The 14,402-nt window shown below is 57.2% G+C and carries 13 protein-coding genes, 7 tRNA genes, 1 other RNA gene and 1 pseudogene; 8 read left to right on the top strand and 14 right to left on the bottom strand.

The window, feature by feature from the left end; genetic code table 11:
- Positions 1–35 precede the first annotated feature (35 nt).
- The 5 genes from galE (at position 36) to gpmA (ending at position 5,339) form a co-directional block, all read left to right on the top strand.
- Positions 36–1,052, top strand: coding sequence for a UDP-glucose 4-epimerase GalE (galE, locus tag CE636_RS23255; RefSeq protein WP_017899610.1), 1,017 nt, complete (start codon positions 36–38; stop codon positions 1,050–1,052).
- A 9-nt stretch (positions 1,053–1,061) separates the two neighbouring features.
- The gene (gene galT, locus CE636_RS23250; RefSeq protein ID WP_004886023.1) at positions 1,062–2,108 is read left to right on the top strand and encodes a galactose-1-phosphate uridylyltransferase; all 1,047 of its coding nucleotides are present in this window, start codon (positions 1,062–1,064) and stop codon (positions 2,106–2,108) included.
- A gap of 2 nt (positions 2,109–2,110) precedes the next feature.
- Positions 2,111–3,259 (top strand): galactokinase, encoded by a 1,149-nt coding sequence (gene galK, locus CE636_RS23245; RefSeq protein ID WP_025999183.1) that lies wholly within the window; start codon positions 2,111–2,113, stop codon positions 3,257–3,259.
- Positions 3,253–4,296, top strand: a complete 1,044-nt coding sequence (gene galM / locus CE636_RS23240; RefSeq protein ID WP_017899608.1) for a galactose-1-epimerase — start codon at positions 3,253–3,255, stop codon at positions 4,294–4,296. The genes galK and galM overlap by 7 nt, the downstream gene beginning before the upstream one ends.
- Before the next feature lie 290 nt (positions 4,297–4,586).
- Positions 4,587–5,339, top strand: a complete 753-nt coding sequence (gene gpmA / locus CE636_RS23235) for a 2,3-diphosphoglycerate-dependent phosphoglycerate mutase (RefSeq protein WP_002895089.1) — start codon at positions 4,587–4,589, stop codon at positions 5,337–5,339.
- A gap of 72 nt (positions 5,340–5,411) precedes the next feature.
- Here the strand turns inward: gpmA and aroG are convergent, their stop codons facing one another.
- Positions 5,412–6,464, bottom strand: coding sequence for a 3-deoxy-7-phosphoheptulonate synthase AroG (gene aroG / locus CE636_RS23230; RefSeq protein WP_017899607.1), 1,053 nt, complete (start codon positions 6,462–6,464; stop codon positions 5,412–5,414).
- Between the two features lie 316 nt (positions 6,465–6,780).
- Here aroG and CE636_RS23225 point away from each other — a divergent pair, with 316 nt between their 5' ends.
- Together CE636_RS23225 and zitB are read left to right on the top strand one after the other, a co-directional pair.
- Positions 6,781–7,158, top strand: a complete 378-nt coding sequence (locus CE636_RS23225; RefSeq protein ID WP_017899606.1) for a YbgS-like family protein — start codon at positions 6,781–6,783, stop codon at positions 7,156–7,158.
- A 118-nt stretch (positions 7,159–7,276) separates the two neighbouring features.
- Positions 7,277–8,221, top strand: coding sequence for a CDF family zinc transporter ZitB (gene zitB, locus CE636_RS23220; RefSeq protein WP_017899605.1), 945 nt, complete (start codon positions 7,277–7,279; stop codon positions 8,219–8,221).
- On the opposite strand, the gene pnuC is transcribed toward zitB, so the two are convergent.
- Together pnuC and nadA are read right to left on the bottom strand one after the other, a co-directional pair.
- On the bottom strand, positions 8,218–8,937 hold the full coding sequence (gene pnuC, locus CE636_RS23215) for a nicotinamide riboside transporter PnuC (RefSeq protein WP_004151689.1): 720 nt from the start codon (positions 8,935–8,937) through the stop codon (positions 8,218–8,220). The two genes, zitB and pnuC, sit on opposite strands and share 4 nt — an antisense overlap.
- Before the next feature lie 35 nt (positions 8,938–8,972).
- Positions 8,973–10,016 (bottom strand): quinolinate synthase NadA, encoded by a 1,044-nt coding sequence (gene nadA, locus CE636_RS23210; protein ID WP_017899604.1) that lies wholly within the window; start codon positions 10,014–10,016, stop codon positions 8,973–8,975.
- A 69-nt stretch (positions 10,017–10,085) separates the two neighbouring features.
- Between nadA and CE636_RS29435 the strand changes: the two are divergent.
- Positions 10,086–10,248 (top strand): annotated as a pseudogene (locus CE636_RS29435) (hypothetical protein).
- 59 nt (positions 10,249–10,307) lie between these two features.
- Here CE636_RS29435 and CE636_RS23205 read toward each other — a convergent pair.
- The 11 genes from CE636_RS23205 to tolB all read right to left on the bottom strand — a co-directional run bounded on the left by CE636_RS23205 (position 10,308) and on the right by tolB (position 14,276).
- Positions 10,308–10,429: non-coding RNA, RtT sRNA (locus CE636_RS23205), on the bottom strand.
- Positions 10,430–10,465: 36 nt separating this feature from the next.
- Positions 10,466–10,541 (bottom strand) — tRNA-Lys (locus tag CE636_RS23200).
- Positions 10,542–10,675: 134 nt separating this feature from the next.
- Positions 10,676–10,751, bottom strand: a tRNA-Lys gene (locus tag CE636_RS23195).
- Positions 10,752–10,897: 146 nt separating this feature from the next.
- Positions 10,898–10,973, bottom strand: a tRNA-Lys gene (locus CE636_RS23190).
- A gap of 3 nt (positions 10,974–10,976) precedes the next feature.
- Positions 10,977–11,052, bottom strand: a tRNA-Val gene (locus CE636_RS23185).
- Positions 11,053–11,104: 52 nt separating this feature from the next.
- Positions 11,105–11,180 (bottom strand) — tRNA-Lys (locus CE636_RS23180).
- A gap of 2 nt (positions 11,181–11,182) precedes the next feature.
- A tRNA-Val gene (locus CE636_RS23175) sits at positions 11,183–11,258 on the bottom strand.
- A gap of 125 nt (positions 11,259–11,383) precedes the next feature.
- Positions 11,384–11,459, bottom strand: a tRNA-Lys gene (locus tag CE636_RS23170).
- A gap of 161 nt (positions 11,460–11,620) precedes the next feature.
- Positions 11,621–12,415 carry a cell division protein CpoB gene (gene cpoB, locus CE636_RS23165; RefSeq protein ID WP_004886003.1) on the bottom strand — a complete coding sequence of 265 codons (795 nt, stop codon included), beginning with the start codon at positions 12,413–12,415 and terminating at the stop codon, positions 11,621–11,623.
- A 9-nt stretch (positions 12,416–12,424) separates the two neighbouring features.
- Entirely contained in the window at positions 12,425–12,949 is a 525-nt protein-coding gene (gene pal, locus CE636_RS23160) for a peptidoglycan-associated lipoprotein Pal (RefSeq protein WP_002895068.1), read from the bottom strand.
- 34 nt (positions 12,950–12,983) lie between these two features.
- Positions 12,984–14,276 (bottom strand): Tol-Pal system beta propeller repeat protein TolB, encoded by a 1,293-nt coding sequence (gene tolB / locus CE636_RS23155; protein ID WP_004885999.1) that lies wholly within the window; start codon positions 14,274–14,276, stop codon positions 12,984–12,986.
- Between the last annotated feature and the right edge of the window lie 126 nt (positions 14,277–14,402).

Genomic DNA, 14,402 nt, shown 5'->3' with positions numbered 1-14,402 from the left:
CTTCCTCATACACGATAAGCCGAATGGAGCGAATCATGAAAGTTCTGGTTACAGGTGGTAGCGGTTACATTGGAAGTCATACCTGCGTTCAACTGCTGCTGCAGGGGCATGAGGTGGTGATCCTCGACAATCTCTGCAACAGCAAGCGCAGCGTACTGCCGGTGATTGAGCGTCTCGGCGGCAAAAAAGCCACCTTTATTGAAGGCGATATTCGTAATGAAGCGCTGATGACCGAGATCCTCCACGACCACGCCATTGAAGCGGTGATCCACTTCGCCGGGCTGAAGGCCGTCGGGGAGTCCGTCGCCAAACCGCTGGAATATTACGACAATAACGTCACCGGCACACTGAAATTAGTCTCCGCCATGCGCGCCGCGGGCGTGAAGAACTTCATCTTTAGCTCCTCCGCCACCGTCTACGGCGACCAGCCGAAAATCCCGTATGTCGAAAGCTTCCCGACCGGCACCCCGCAAAGCCCCTACGGTAAAAGCAAACTGATGGTGGAGCAGATCCTGACCGACCTGCAGAAAGCCCAGCCGGAGTGGAGCATTGCCCTGCTGCGCTACTTCAACCCGGTCGGCGCCCACCCGTCGGGCGACATGGGGGAAGACCCGCAGGGGATCCCGAATAACCTGATGCCCTACATCGCCCAGGTCGCCGTTGGTCGTCGTGAATCGCTGGCCGTGTTTGGTAACGACTACCCGACCGAAGATGGCACCGGCGTGCGCGATTATATCCACGTGATGGACCTCGCTGACGGTCACGTCGCGGCCATGGAAAAACTGGCTGACAAAGCCGGGGTCCATATCTACAACCTTGGCGCCGGCGTCGGCAGCAGCGTGCTCGACGTGGTCAATGCTTTCAGCAAAGCCTGCGGCAAACCCATTAACTACCATTTCGCGCCGCGCCGCGATGGCGACCTCCCGGCCTACTGGGCGGATGCCGCCAAGGCCGACCGCGAGCTGAACTGGCGCGTGACGCGCAACCTGGACGAAATGGCGCAGGACACCTGGCACTGGCAGTCCCGCCATCCGCAGGGTTATCCAGACTAAGGAACCTTCATGAGCGTATTTAACCCCGTTGACCATCCGCATCGTCGTTATAACCCGTTAACCGGGCAGTGGATTCTGGTTTCTCCGCATCGCGCCAAGCGCCCCTGGCAGGGGGCGCAGGAAACGCCGGCAAAACAGACCTTGCCGGCCCACGATCCGGACTGTTTCCTGTGCCCGGGCAACACCCGGGTCACCGGCGACACGAATCCGAATTACACCGGTACCTACGTGTTTACCAACGACTTTGCGGCCCTGATGACCGACACCCCGGACGCCCCGGAGAGTGACGATCCGCTGATGCGCTGCCAGAGCGCGCGCGGCACCAGTCGGGTGATCTGCTTCTCGCCAGACCACAGCAAAACGCTGCCGGAGCTGAGCCTTGAAGCGCTGGAAGGCGTGGTTAAAGCGTGGCAGGAACAGACCGCGGACCTTGGAAAAAGCTATCCGTGGGTACAGGTCTTTGAAAATAAAGGGGCAGCGATGGGCTGCTCCAACCCGCACCCGCATGGTCAGGTGTGGGCCAACAGCTTCCTGCCCAATGAAGCGGAACGGGAAGACCGTCTGCAGAAAGAATATTACGCCAGCCAGGGCCAGCCAATGCTGCTGGACTATGCCCGGCGCGAACTGGCCGACGGCAGCCGCACCGTGGTCGACACCGAGCACTGGCTGGCGGTCGTGCCCTACTGGGCCGCGTGGCCGTTTGAAACGCTGCTGCTGCCGAAAGCGCCCGTGCAGCGTATTACCGATTTAACCGACGCCCAGCGCAGCGATCTGGCGCTGGCGTTGAAAAAGCTGACCAGCCGTTACGACAACCTGTTCCAGTGCTCATTCCCCTACTCCATGGGCTGGCACGGCGCGCCGTTTAACGACGAAAACCATAACCACTGGCAGCTCCACGCCCACTTTTATCCGCCGCTGCTGCGATCCGCGACGGTCCGCAAGTTTATGGTTGGCTACGAAATGCTGGCCGAAACGCAGCGCGATCTGACCGCCGAGCAAGCTGCCGAACGACTGCGCGCCGTCAGCGACGTCCATTTTCGTGAATCCGGAGTGTAATGATGAGTCTGAAAGAGAAAACCCAAACCCTGTTTGCTGAGGCCTTCGGTTACCCGGCCAGCCATGTCATTCAGGCGCCAGGCCGCGTCAACCTGATCGGCGAGCATACCGATTACAACGACGGCTTTGTGCTGCCCTGCGCTATCGACTACCAGACGGTGATCAGCTGTGCGCCGCGCGACGATCGTACCGTGCGGGTGATTGCCGCCGATTACGACAATCAGAGCGATGAATTCTCTCTCGACGCGCCGATTATCAGCCACGACAGCCAGCAGTGGTCGAACTATGTCCGCGGCGTGGTGAAGCATCTGCAGCAGCGGAACAGCCACTTCGGCGGCGCGGATCTGGTGATCAGCGGCAATGTGCCGCAGGGTGCGGGGTTAAGCTCCTCAGCCTCGCTGGAAGTCGCCGTCGGCACCGTGTTCCAGCAGCTCTATCATCTGCCGCTGGATGGCGCGCAAATCGCCCTCAACGGCCAGGAGGCGGAAAACCAGTTCGTCGGCTGCAACTGCGGCATCATGGATCAGCTGATTTCGGCGCTGGGCAAAAAAGACCATGCGCTGCTGATCGACTGCCGTTCTCTGGGCACCAAAGCCGTCTCGATGCCGAAAGGCGTGGCGGTGGTCATCATCAACAGCAACTTTAAGCGCACCCTCGTCGGCAGCGAGTACAACACCCGTCGTGAACAGTGCGAGACCGGCGCGCGCTTCTTCCAGCAGCCCGCTCTGCGCGATGTCACCCTTGAGCAATTCAACGCCGTCGCCCATGAGCTGGATCCGGTCGTCGCGAAGCGGGTACGCCATGTGCTGACGGAGAATGCCCGCACCGTAGAAGCCGCCAGCGCCCTTGAAAAAGGCGACCTGAAGCAGATGGGCGAGCTGATGGCCGAATCCCACGCCTCGATGCGCGATGATTTCGAGATCACCGTCCCGCAGATCGACACCCTGGTGGAGATCGTCAAGGCGACAATCGGCGATAAAGGCGGCGTGCGCATGACCGGCGGCGGCTTTGGCGGCTGCGTGGTAGCGCTGGTCCCGGAAGATCTGGTCGATACCGTGCAGCAGGCCGTTGCCAACGAGTATGAAGCGAAAACCGGAATTAAAGAGACGTTCTATGTCTGCAAACCGTCACAGGGGGCTGGCCAATGGTAACGCAAACCACCGCGCTGGCGCCGGACGGCCAGCCATGGCAGCAGGTAACCCTGCGCAATAAGGCGGGGATGACCGTCACCGTGGCGGACTGGGGCGCAACGCTGCTCAGCGCCGAGGTGCCGCTGGCCGATGGCAGCCTGCGCCGCCCGCTGCTGGGCTGCGCGAAGCTGGAGGACTATGCCCGCCAGGCCGCGTTTCTTGGCGCCTCGGTAGGCCGCTACGCCAACCGCATCGGCAATAGCCGCTTCCCGCTTGACGGCCAGCTCGTCAACGTCACGCCGTCAAACGACGCGGGCCACCAGCTCCACGGCGGCCCCGAAGGGTTTGATAAACGTCGCTGGCGCATCGTCCGCGCCGACGAGCAGGAAGTGCTCTTCGCCCTGACCTCGCCCGATGGCGATCAAGGCTTTCCCGGCACGCTGCAGGCCACCGCGCACTATCGTCTGACCGACGATAACCGCATCGCGATTACCTATCGCGCCACCGTGGATAAACCCTGCCCGGTGAACATGACCAATCACGTCTATTTCAACCTCGACGGTGAACAGCGCGACGTGCGCCAGCACCAGTTGCAGATCCTCGCCCAGAGGTATCTGCCGGTGGAAAGCGACGGTATCCCGGGTGGTGAACTCAAAGATGTTGCTAACACCAGCTTTGATTTCCGCCAGCCGAAAACCATCGCCGCCGACTTCCTCGCCGACGCCGATCAGCAAAAGGTGAAAGGATACGATCATGCCTTCCTGCTGGACGCCGGAGGCGACGCCAGTCAGCCTGCGGCGCAGGTCTGGTCGCAGGACGGTAAGCTGCAGATGACGGTCTATACCTCCGCTCCGGCGCTGCAGTTTTACTCCGGCAACTATCTCGGCGGCACCCCGTCGCAGACGACAGAGCCCTACGCCGACTGGCAGGGGCTGGCGCTGGAAAGCGAATTCCTCCCGGATTCGCCGAATCATCCGGAATGGCCGCAGCCGGACTGTGTGTTACGTCCGGGCCAGGAGTACGTCAGCCTGACGGAATATCAGTTTATCGCCCGATAATCGCCAGCGCCCTCCGCCGGGGGCGCTGCTTTTCGTCCCCGCCCTCCTCTCTGGCGCCTCTTTTTTCAGCAACCTGCTCTATTTTCCGTCACCAAAGGGCAAAAAAATAACCTGTGTTTTACAAGCACCTTACACTGAGCCACTATTTTCGCTATGGTTAGGGATAAGCATTGCCGTGAGCCAAATCACGGCAATATAATGAGAATAGTTATCAATCAATAACACATACACCAACATATTCAGCGCACCGTTCGCGGCGCGAGGGATGGCGTGTAGAGAGGAGTAAGAGAATGGCTGTAACTAAGCTGGTACTGGTTCGTCATGGCGAAAGCCAGTGGAACAACGAAAACCGCTTCACCGGTTGGTACGACGTTGATCTGTCCGAGAAAGGCGTTAGCGAAGCGAAAGCGGCAGGTAAACTGCTGAAGGCTGAAGGCTTCAGCTTTGATTTTGCTTATACCTCCGTGCTGAAACGTGCCATCCATACCCTGTGGAATGTACTGGACGAACTGGATCAGGCCTGGCTGCCGGTTGAGAAATCCTGGAAGCTGAACGAGCGTCATTACGGCGCGCTGCAGGGCCTGAACAAAGCGGAAACCGCTGAGAAATACGGTGACGAGCAGGTTAAACAGTGGCGTCGTGGCTTCGCTGTCACTCCGCCGGAGCTGACCAAAGACGACGAGCGCTACCCGGGCCACGACCCGCGCTATGCAAAACTGACCGACGCCGAACTGCCGACCACTGAAAGCCTGGCGCTGACCATCGACCGCGTCGTGCCTTACTGGAACGAAACCATTCTGCCGCGCCTGAAAAGCGGTGAGCGCGTGATCATCGCCGCTCACGGTAACTCCCTGCGCGCGCTGGTGAAATACCTCGACAACATGGGCGAAGACGAGATCCTCGAACTGAACATCCCGACCGGCGTACCGCTGGTGTATGAGTTCGATGAAAACTTCAAGCCGATCAAACATTACTATCTGGGCAATGCGGAAGAGATCGCGGCGAAAGCGGCTGCCGTCGCCAACCAGGGTAAAGCGAAGTAATTTCCCCGGTCAAAACAAAAAAGCGTGGAAATCTCCACGCTTTTTTTATGACCTGCGCTAACGCAGAGTAGCTTAGCCGCGACGGGTTTTCACTGCTTCCGCCAGCTGACGCAGGATCGTTTCGGTATCCTCCCAGCCGATGCAGGCGTCGGTGACGCTCTTGCCGTAGGTCAGCGGTTCACCGCTCTCGAGGCTCTGGTTGCCTTCCACCAGATGGCTTTCAATCATCACGCCCATAATGGCGCGCTCGCCGCCGGCAATCTGCTGGCATACGTCGGCGCCCACTTCCATCTGCTTCTTGAACTGCTTGCTGGAGTTGGCATGGCTGAAGTCGATCATTACCTGGGCCGGAAGACCCGCTTTCGCCAAACCGATTTTCACTTCCGCCACGTGCTTCGCGCTGTAGTTCGGCTCTTTGCCGCCGCGCAGAATAATATGGCAGTCGCCGTTGCCGCTGGTATTAACGATAGCGGAGTGGCCCCACTTGGTGACCGACAGGAAACAGTGCGGCGCGCCGGCGGCGTTAATCGCGTCGATAGCCACCTTGATGGTGCCATCGGTACCATTCTTAAAGCCCACCGGGCAGGAGAGCCCCGAGGCGAGCTCGCGGTGAACCTGAGATTCGGTGGTACGCGCCCCAATGGCGCCCCAGCTCATCAGATCGGCGACATACTGCGGGGTGATCATATCGAGGAATTCCCCCGCCGCCGGCAGACCGCTGTCGTTAATGTCCAGCAGCAGTTTGCGCGCAATGCGCAACCCGTCGTTGATGCGGAAGCTGTTATCCATATGGGGATCGTTGATAAGCCCTTTCCAGCCGACGGTGGTTCGCGGTTTCTCAAAATAGACGCGCATGACGATCTCGAGCTCGCCCTTCAACGCCTCGCGCAGGGTCAGCAGACGGGAAGCGTACTCTTTCGCCGCCGCCGGGTCGTGAATAGAACAAGGCCCAATCACCACCAGCAGGCGGTCATCATCGCCTTTGAGGATCTGGTGGATCGCTTTGCGAGCATGTGCAACGGTGTTTGCAGCATTTTCGGTAGCAGGGAATTTTTCCAGGAGCGCAACGGGAGGTAATAATTCGTTGATCTCTTTAATGCGTAAATCGTCGTTCTGATAATTCATCTTCTTTCCAGCGTTGCCATACTTATTCAATGAAATGCAATCCCTCCAATCTATCTCTTCGCTGAAATAGTGTAAACGTGATTTTACAGTAGTGATGGAATAATCCTGGAAATAGGCAAAAATACGCCATAAAGTAGCGAACCCAGGCTCATGAACTACAATATTTAACTGTTAAAGCTAATTAAGTCTTACGTTTCAGGATTATATAGTGACACTGCGATCGTCTGCGGAGTCTTAAACCATAGCGAGTCAGATCCCTGGCACACTTACCGCTGGAGGCGTTTTTTACCGCTTCCCGACCCAACAGGAGTATCCGATGAACATGAAAAAACTGACGACCCTTTTGCTCACCGCCACCTTAAGTCTTGCCAGCGGCGCGGCCCTGGCGGCAGACACCGGCGCCCAGTCCAACAATGGCCAGGCCAACTCTTCCGCTGATGCCGGCCAGGTGGCGCCGGATGCCCGTGAAAACGTGGCGCCGAATAACGTGGATAATAGCCAAATTAACTCTGGCTCTGGCGGCACCATGCTTCATCCTGACGGCTCGACGATGAGCCAGGACAATATGTCGAGCGATGAGGTACATAAAAACTCGATGTGTAAAGACGGCCGCTGTCCGGATACCGGTAAGAAACTGGACAACGGCGACAGCATGAACCATGACAACAGCAAAACCGACGGCACCACCCAGTAATTGATGCGGTGAGTGCAAACAGAGAAAAGGCGAGCTGGGCTCGCCTTTTCTCTGTTTGTTATCGTTCTCTGTTTATGCTGTCATAGCGTGATAATGATAACTATCAAGGGACGACACCATGGCGCATTCGCATTCGCACTCCCCTGCCCAGGCTCCGGATAACGGCAACGCTCGCCGGCTACTTTGGGCGTTCATCGTCACCGCCGGTTTTATGCTGATAGAAGCCATCGGCGGCGCGATCTCCGGCTCGCTGGCCCTGCTGGCGGATGCCGGCCATATGCTCACCGACTCCGCCGCCCTGCTGTTTGCGCTGCTGGCGGTTCGCTTCGCCAGCCGTCCCCCGAACGCCCGCCATACTTTTGGCTGGCTGCGTTTGACCACCCTGGCGGCGTTTCTCAATGCCATTGCTCTGGTGGTGATCACCATGCTGATTGTCTGGGAGGCCATTCAGCGCTTCCAGCATCCGCAGCCGGTTGCCGGGGTGACGATGATGGTCATTGCAGTCGCCGGTCTGCTAGCCAACGTGCTGGCGTTTTGGATCCTACATCGTGGCAGCGAAGAGCGGAATCTCAACGTGCGCGCCGCGGCGCTACACGTGCTCGGCGATCTGCTGGGTTCGGTTGGCGCGATTGTGGCCGCCGTGGTGATCCTCACCACCGGCTGGACGCCTGTCGATCCGATCCTTTCCGTGCTGGTTTCCTGCCTGGTGCTACGTAGCGCATGGCGGCTGCTGAAGGAGAGTCTGAATGAGCTGCTGGAAGGCGCACCGCGTTCGCTGGATGTGGCGGCCCTACAGCGGGATATCCGCCGCTCTATCCCGGAGGTGCGCGATGTTCACCACGTTCACGTCTGGCTGGTGGGGGAAAAACCGGTGATGACGCTGCATGTGCAGGTGGTCCCGCCGCACGATCATGATGCGTTACTCAACCGCATCCTGCATTTCCTGGAACATAAATATGAAATTGAGCATGCCACGGTGCAGATGGAGTACCAGCCCTGCAGCGGCCCGGAGTGCCATCTCAACACGATGCACGCCGGGTACGATCATCACCACCATCATTAGCCAGAAAACGCGTGAGAACCTCGCTCACGCGCGCTGTTTATCCACATTCGGCTGCCGTTCAGCGCAATGAACGTCAGCAAGAGATATTCCAGCGACATAGCATAGACGCCCTGACGGGCAAAAATCACCACGCTTATGACGTTGACGATGACCCACAGCAGCCAGTTCTCAACGTATTTGCGGGTCATTAAGATCATCGCCACTACCGACAGCACCGTCATACAGGAGTCCCAGAACGGGAAGGCATCCGGCTGCAGTTCCGGCATCGTGACCTGCAAACCAAGCGCTTGCATCAGGCTGACCGCGATTCGCGTCAGGAAGGCAAAAAACGGATTGATAAACAGGGTCAGCAAGCCGATCGCCACCACGCAGGCCGCCAGCCAGCCCAGGGCTTTACTGCGCGGTAGCCAGCGGATCTGCAGCTCAGCCTCATGATTGCTGCTTTGCCGCGACCAGGCATACCAGCCATAAACGTTAGCGGCAAAGAAGAACAGCTGCAGCAACAGGCTGGCGTACAGCTGGATCTGAAAGAAGATGATGGCGAACAGCGTGACGTTGACCAGACCGAATGCATAGTTGCTGATCTTCTCCAGGCTCGCCAGCCAGATACACAGCAGCCCGGCGATGGTCCCCACGGCCTCTATCCAGGAGAGATCGTACCCCCCGGCGCCGATGGGTATATGTACTAAAATATTCTGCGTGCTAAAAAAATCCATTTTATCCTCTCAGCGTCAGATGACGCGGCAATAGGTTATCCCCGTAGTGTAGCCGCAAAATCCAGCATCCGGTTAAGGGGAATTAATGCGCCGGTCCGCAGCGCTTCGTCGACGTGGATTTCATGTTCAGCGCCGCCCTGCTCGAGCCCCTCGGCAATGGCTTTCAGGCCGTTCATCGCCATCCACGGACAATGCGCGCAGCTGCGGCAGGTCGCCCCTTCACCAGCGGTGGGCGCTTCCAGCAGCGTTTTCTCCGGCACCGCCTGCTGCATTTTATAAAAGATACCGCGATCGGTCGCCACGATCAGCTGGCGCTGGGGCAGGCTTTTCGCCGCCGCGATCAGCTGACTGGTGGAACCTACGGCATCGGCCATCTCGACGATTGCCTGCGGCGACTCGGGATGGACCAGTACAGCAGCTTCAGGATAGAGGGCCTTCATACGCGTCAGTGCCTGGGTTTTAAACTCATCGTGCACGATGCACGCCCCCTGCCAGCAGATCACGTCTGCGCCGGTCTGACGCTGAACATAGCGGCCAAGATGGCGGTCCGGCGCCCAGAGGATCTTTTGACCAAGACTATCCAGATGGTCAATGAGTTCCACGGCGATGCTGGAGGTCACCACCCAGTCGGCGCGAGCCTTCACCGCGGCGGACGTATTGGCATAGACTACCACGGTGCGATCGGGATGGGCGTCGCAGAAGGCGTTGAATTCCTCAATCGGACAGCCCAGATCCAGCGAACACTCGGCGTTCAGGGTCGGCATCAGAATGGTCTTTTCCGGGCTAAGGATTTTGGCGGTTTCCCCCATAAAACGCACCCCGGCGACCAGCAGCGTGGAGGCCGAATGGCGGGCGCCAAAGCGCGCCATCTCCAGCGAGTCGGCTATACAGCCGCCGGTCTCTTCCGCCAGTTGTTGAATTTCAGGATCGGTGTAGTAATGCGCCACCATCACGGCATCGCGCTCGCGCAGCAGACGCTTGATTTTCTCGCGGTAAAACTGCTTTTCGTCGACGGTCAGCGGCTGCGGTTTCGGTGGGAAGGGATAAATCGCCGTTTCAGGATCAAACATTACGCTCATCATGCAATCTCGTTTTACTGGCTTAACTCTAAGACCGTCACTATGGCCTGTCTGCGCCTTAACACGGTCATGGTGTTTTATATGCTAAACAAGATAGCGGATTACGAGCAAAAAGTCGTGATGAATTTTGTACATGAGCACCTATTCCCCGGGGACGATGCTACGCATCTTCCCGGGCTACCGGTTCGTGCCTTATGGCGTCACGGTAAGCGGCGGCAGGGGGTCATGCTGAAGTAGGATTGTGGAGAATGACGCATAGCAAAAAGGCGCCTTTAGGGCGCCTTTTTACATTGGTGGGTCGTGCAGGATGACTCGGCTTCGCCTCGCCCTTCGGGCCGTCGCCGCAAGCGGCTCCGTTGTCTCACTACGTGAGACCCGAACCTGCCGCAGGTTCGAATCGTTGAGTTCAACGCATAGCAAAAAGGCGCCTTTAGGGCGCCTTTTTACATTGGTGGGTCGTGCAGGATTCGAACCTGCGACCAATTGATTAAAAGTCAACTGCTCTACCAACTGAGCTAACGACCCCTCGCGGGATTTTGCTACTGTAATCATTCAGGATGGTGGGTCGTGCAGGATGACTCGGCTTCGCCTCGCCCTTCGGCGCCGTTGCTGACGCAACGTTATCCTTCACTTTTCTACCAGTTACCATCATTAAAGATTGGTGGGTCGTGCAGGATTCGAACCTGCGACCAATTGATTAAAAGTCAACTGCTCTACCAACTGAGCTAACGACCCGCTCTGGTACTACCTGAATAATTTCACTCGACACCAATATTAAAATTGGTGGGTCGTGCAGGATGACTCGGCTTCACCTCGCCCTACGGGCCGTTGCTGACGCAACGTTATCCTTCACGTTCAACATCTGAGTTAAATGCTGAAATTGGTGGGTCGTGCAGGATTCGAACCTGCGACCAATTGATTAAAAGTCAACTGCTCTACCAACTGAGCTAACGACCCGAGTGGTGGGTGATGACGGGATCGAACCGCCGACCCCCTCCTTGTAAGGGAGGTGCTCTCCCAGCTGAGCTAATCACCCGAAACTGCGCTGGATACTACTGATACTGCCTCCACCGACCCCATCATTATAATGGTGGGTCGTGCAGGATTCGAACCTGCGACCAATTGATTAAAAGTCAACTGCTCTACCAACTGAGCTAACGACCCGGTGGTGGGTGATGACGGGATCGAACCGCCGACCCCCTCCTTGTAAGGGAGGTGCTCTCCCAGCTGAGCTAATCACCCGATACTACGCTGGATACTGCTAATTGGTGGGTCGTGCAGGATGACTCGGCTTTGCCTCGCCCTATGGGCCGTTGCTGTCGCAACGTTATCCTTCACGTTTTACTATCGCGTTCCACCAGAACGATTGGTGGGTCGTGCAGGATTCGAACCTGCGACCAATTGATTAAAAGTCAACTGCTCTACCAACTGAGCTAACGACCCACTCTGGCGTCGCTTTGGGCTTGTTTGATATCCCTTGGCAACGGCGGCATATATTACTGATTTCAGAATTCAGCGCAACTAAAATTTCGATAAAGATCACTTAACTGCTGGCGATTCAGGCGACAAGACCAGAAATGATGCGATTTCTGGTCATGCCGTAATCAACCAAGGGCATTAAGTCGTTTTTGCGCTTGTTTCGCACCGTCGGTGCCGGGGAATTTGTTGATCACCTGCTGGTAAACCGCTTTCGCTTTCGCGGTATCACCTTTGTCCTGCATGATCACGCCGACCTTAAACATGGCGTCTGGCGCTTTTGGCGATTTCGGGTAGTTCTTCACCACCGAGGCGAAGTAAAACGCCGCATCGTCTTTTTTCCCCTTATTGTAGTTCAACTGTCCGAGCCAATAGTTGGCGTTCGGCTGATAAGTCGAATCCGGGTACTTTTTAACGAAGTTCTGGAACGCCGCCATGGCGTCATCCTGGCGTGAAGCATCCTTCACCAGGGCAATGGCCGCATTGTAATCGGTGTTCGCATCGCCGGTCATCGCCGGAGCGCCTGAAGAGGCCGCTGGCGCTGCGCTGGTAGCAGCCGCGCTCTGATCGCCGGAAGACGACGTCTGGGCGCCAGCCGCTGCTGCGCCACCCCCGCTCGTCAGCCCGTCAATCTGCAGCAGAATCTGCTTTTGACGCTCAACGATCTGATTCAGCTGATACTGGTTCTCCTGGATCTGACCACGGAGAGAATCAATGTCAGTCTGGTTATCAGAGAGTTGTTGCTGGAGTTGGGTTAAAAGCTGGCTGTGAGCATTGGAAATACGCTCAAGTTGAGTGACACGGTCTTCGACCGAGCCTGAGCCGACACTACTGATTGGCGCCTGAGCAAAAGCGGCCCAGGGGGCCGCTATGCCAACCAGTAACGACAGACTCAATAAATGATGTCTGAAGTTACTGCTCATGCAATTCTCTTAGTAAACCAGTACGGCGCGACGGTTTTTGGCATATGCCGCTTCGTCATGACCCAGTACTGCTGGTTTTTCTTTACCGTAAGAAACGATGGAGATCTGATCGGCAGAAACACCTTTGCCCTGCAGATACATCTTAACGGCGTTAGCACGACGCTCACCCAGCGCGATGTTGTATTCCGGCGTACCGCGCTCATCCGCGTGACCTTCTACAGTCACTTTGTAGGACGGGTTGCTGCGCAGGAAGTTAGCGTGCGCGTCCAGCATGGCAGCGAAGTCAGAACGGATATCGTACTTGTCCAGATCGAAGTAAACGATGTTGTTCTGCTGCAGCTGCTGCATCTGCAGACGAGCTTGCTCTTCAGAAGACATGTTGCCGCCGTTACCGTTAGCGTCCATACCAGTGCCGGCACCCAGCATGCCTTCACCGCTCTGGTCGTTGCTGGCGTTCTTGTTAGAAGAACATGCCGCGATTGCCATAACCGGCAGAGCGATCATCAGCCCTTTCAGCACTTTGTTCAGTTGCATTTCTTTGATTCCTTTAATAATCAATTATTTATTATCACAGATACGGCGACCAGGCAGGTGATTTTACCTGTCCATCAGTTGCCGGAAGACGCGCTTTGAAACGCCCATCTGTAGAAACCAGATTCAGCACGGATCCCATCCCCTGAGAAGAGCTGTAGATTACCATAGTGCCGTTAGGTGCCAGACTTGGCGTTTCGTCTAAAAACGTTGATGACAGAACCTGTACACCACCCGCTTCCAGATCTTGTTTGGCAATGTGCTGCTGGCCGCCGGCCGAGCTGACCATTACCATCGTTTTACCATCCGCGCTCACGTCAGCGTCCTGGTTCTGCGAACCTTCCCAGGTGATACGCTGCGGCGTGCCGCCATTAATATTGACTTTATACACCTGCGGACGACCTGCCTGATCAGAGGTGAAGGCCAGGTTCTGGCTGTCCGGGAACCAGCTTGGTTCGGTGTTGTTGCTGCGACCGTTGGTCACCTGACGAATCTGACCCGAGCCCAGATCCATCACGTACAGGTTCAGGCTACCGGTTTTCGACAGCGCGAAAGCCAGTTTAGAGCCATCCGGCGAGAACGCCGGCGCGCCGTTGTGCTGCGGGAAGGAGGCAATCTGACGCACTGCGCCGTTCGCCAGGGTCTGCACCACCAGCGCAGAACGACCGCTTTCGAAGGTTACGTAAGCCAGTTTTGAACCGTCCGGAGACCAGGCCGGGGACATCAGCGGCTGGGAGGAGCGGTGAACCACGAACTGGTTGTAGCCATCATAATCGGAGACACGCAGCTCATACGGGAACTGACCGCCGTTGGTCTGCACCACGTAGGCGATACGGGTACGGAAGGCGCCTTTAATACCAGTCAGCTTTTCAAATACCGCATCGCTGGCAGTGTGCGCTGCATAGCGCAGGTACTGCTTAGTGACTTTGAAAGAGCCTTGCGCCAGCGTTGTGCCCGGCGCACCGCCGGTATCCACCAGCTGATACGCGACCTGATAAGAACCATCCGGGTTTGACGTCACCTGACCGACGACCACGGCGTCAATACCCAGCGCAGACCAGGCTGCAGGCTGCACTTCCTGGGGACTGGTCGGCTGCTGCGGCAGACGCGAGCGATCCAGCGGGTTGAATTTACCGCTGTTGCGCAGGTCAGCTGCCACGATACCGCCAACATCTTCCGGCGCAGCGCCCTGGCCGGCCCACTGGAACGGTACCACGCCGATGGGGCGCGCCGAGTCCACCCCCTGGGTGATCTCGATACGTACTTCTGCGTGCAGCACCGCCGCCCACAGCATTAAAAAACCAAATGCTACTCGTAATGCCTGCTTCATCATATCTCCCTTATCCGGGCGGAAAGCCCACGATAATTTAGCAGAATGTTAACAAACTCAAATACACAAAACTACCAAAACCCATGACCGCCCTATTTTCTTTCCCCCCGCTAACGCGGGGAGAAA

It is taken from the genome of Klebsiella sp. LY (genome assembly GCF_004010915.1).
Lineage (GTDB): Bacteria > Pseudomonadota > Gammaproteobacteria > Enterobacterales > Enterobacteriaceae > Klebsiella > Klebsiella quasipneumoniae.
Note: the sequence above shows the minus strand (reverse complement) of the source record. Positions and strands in the feature narration are given on the sequence as shown.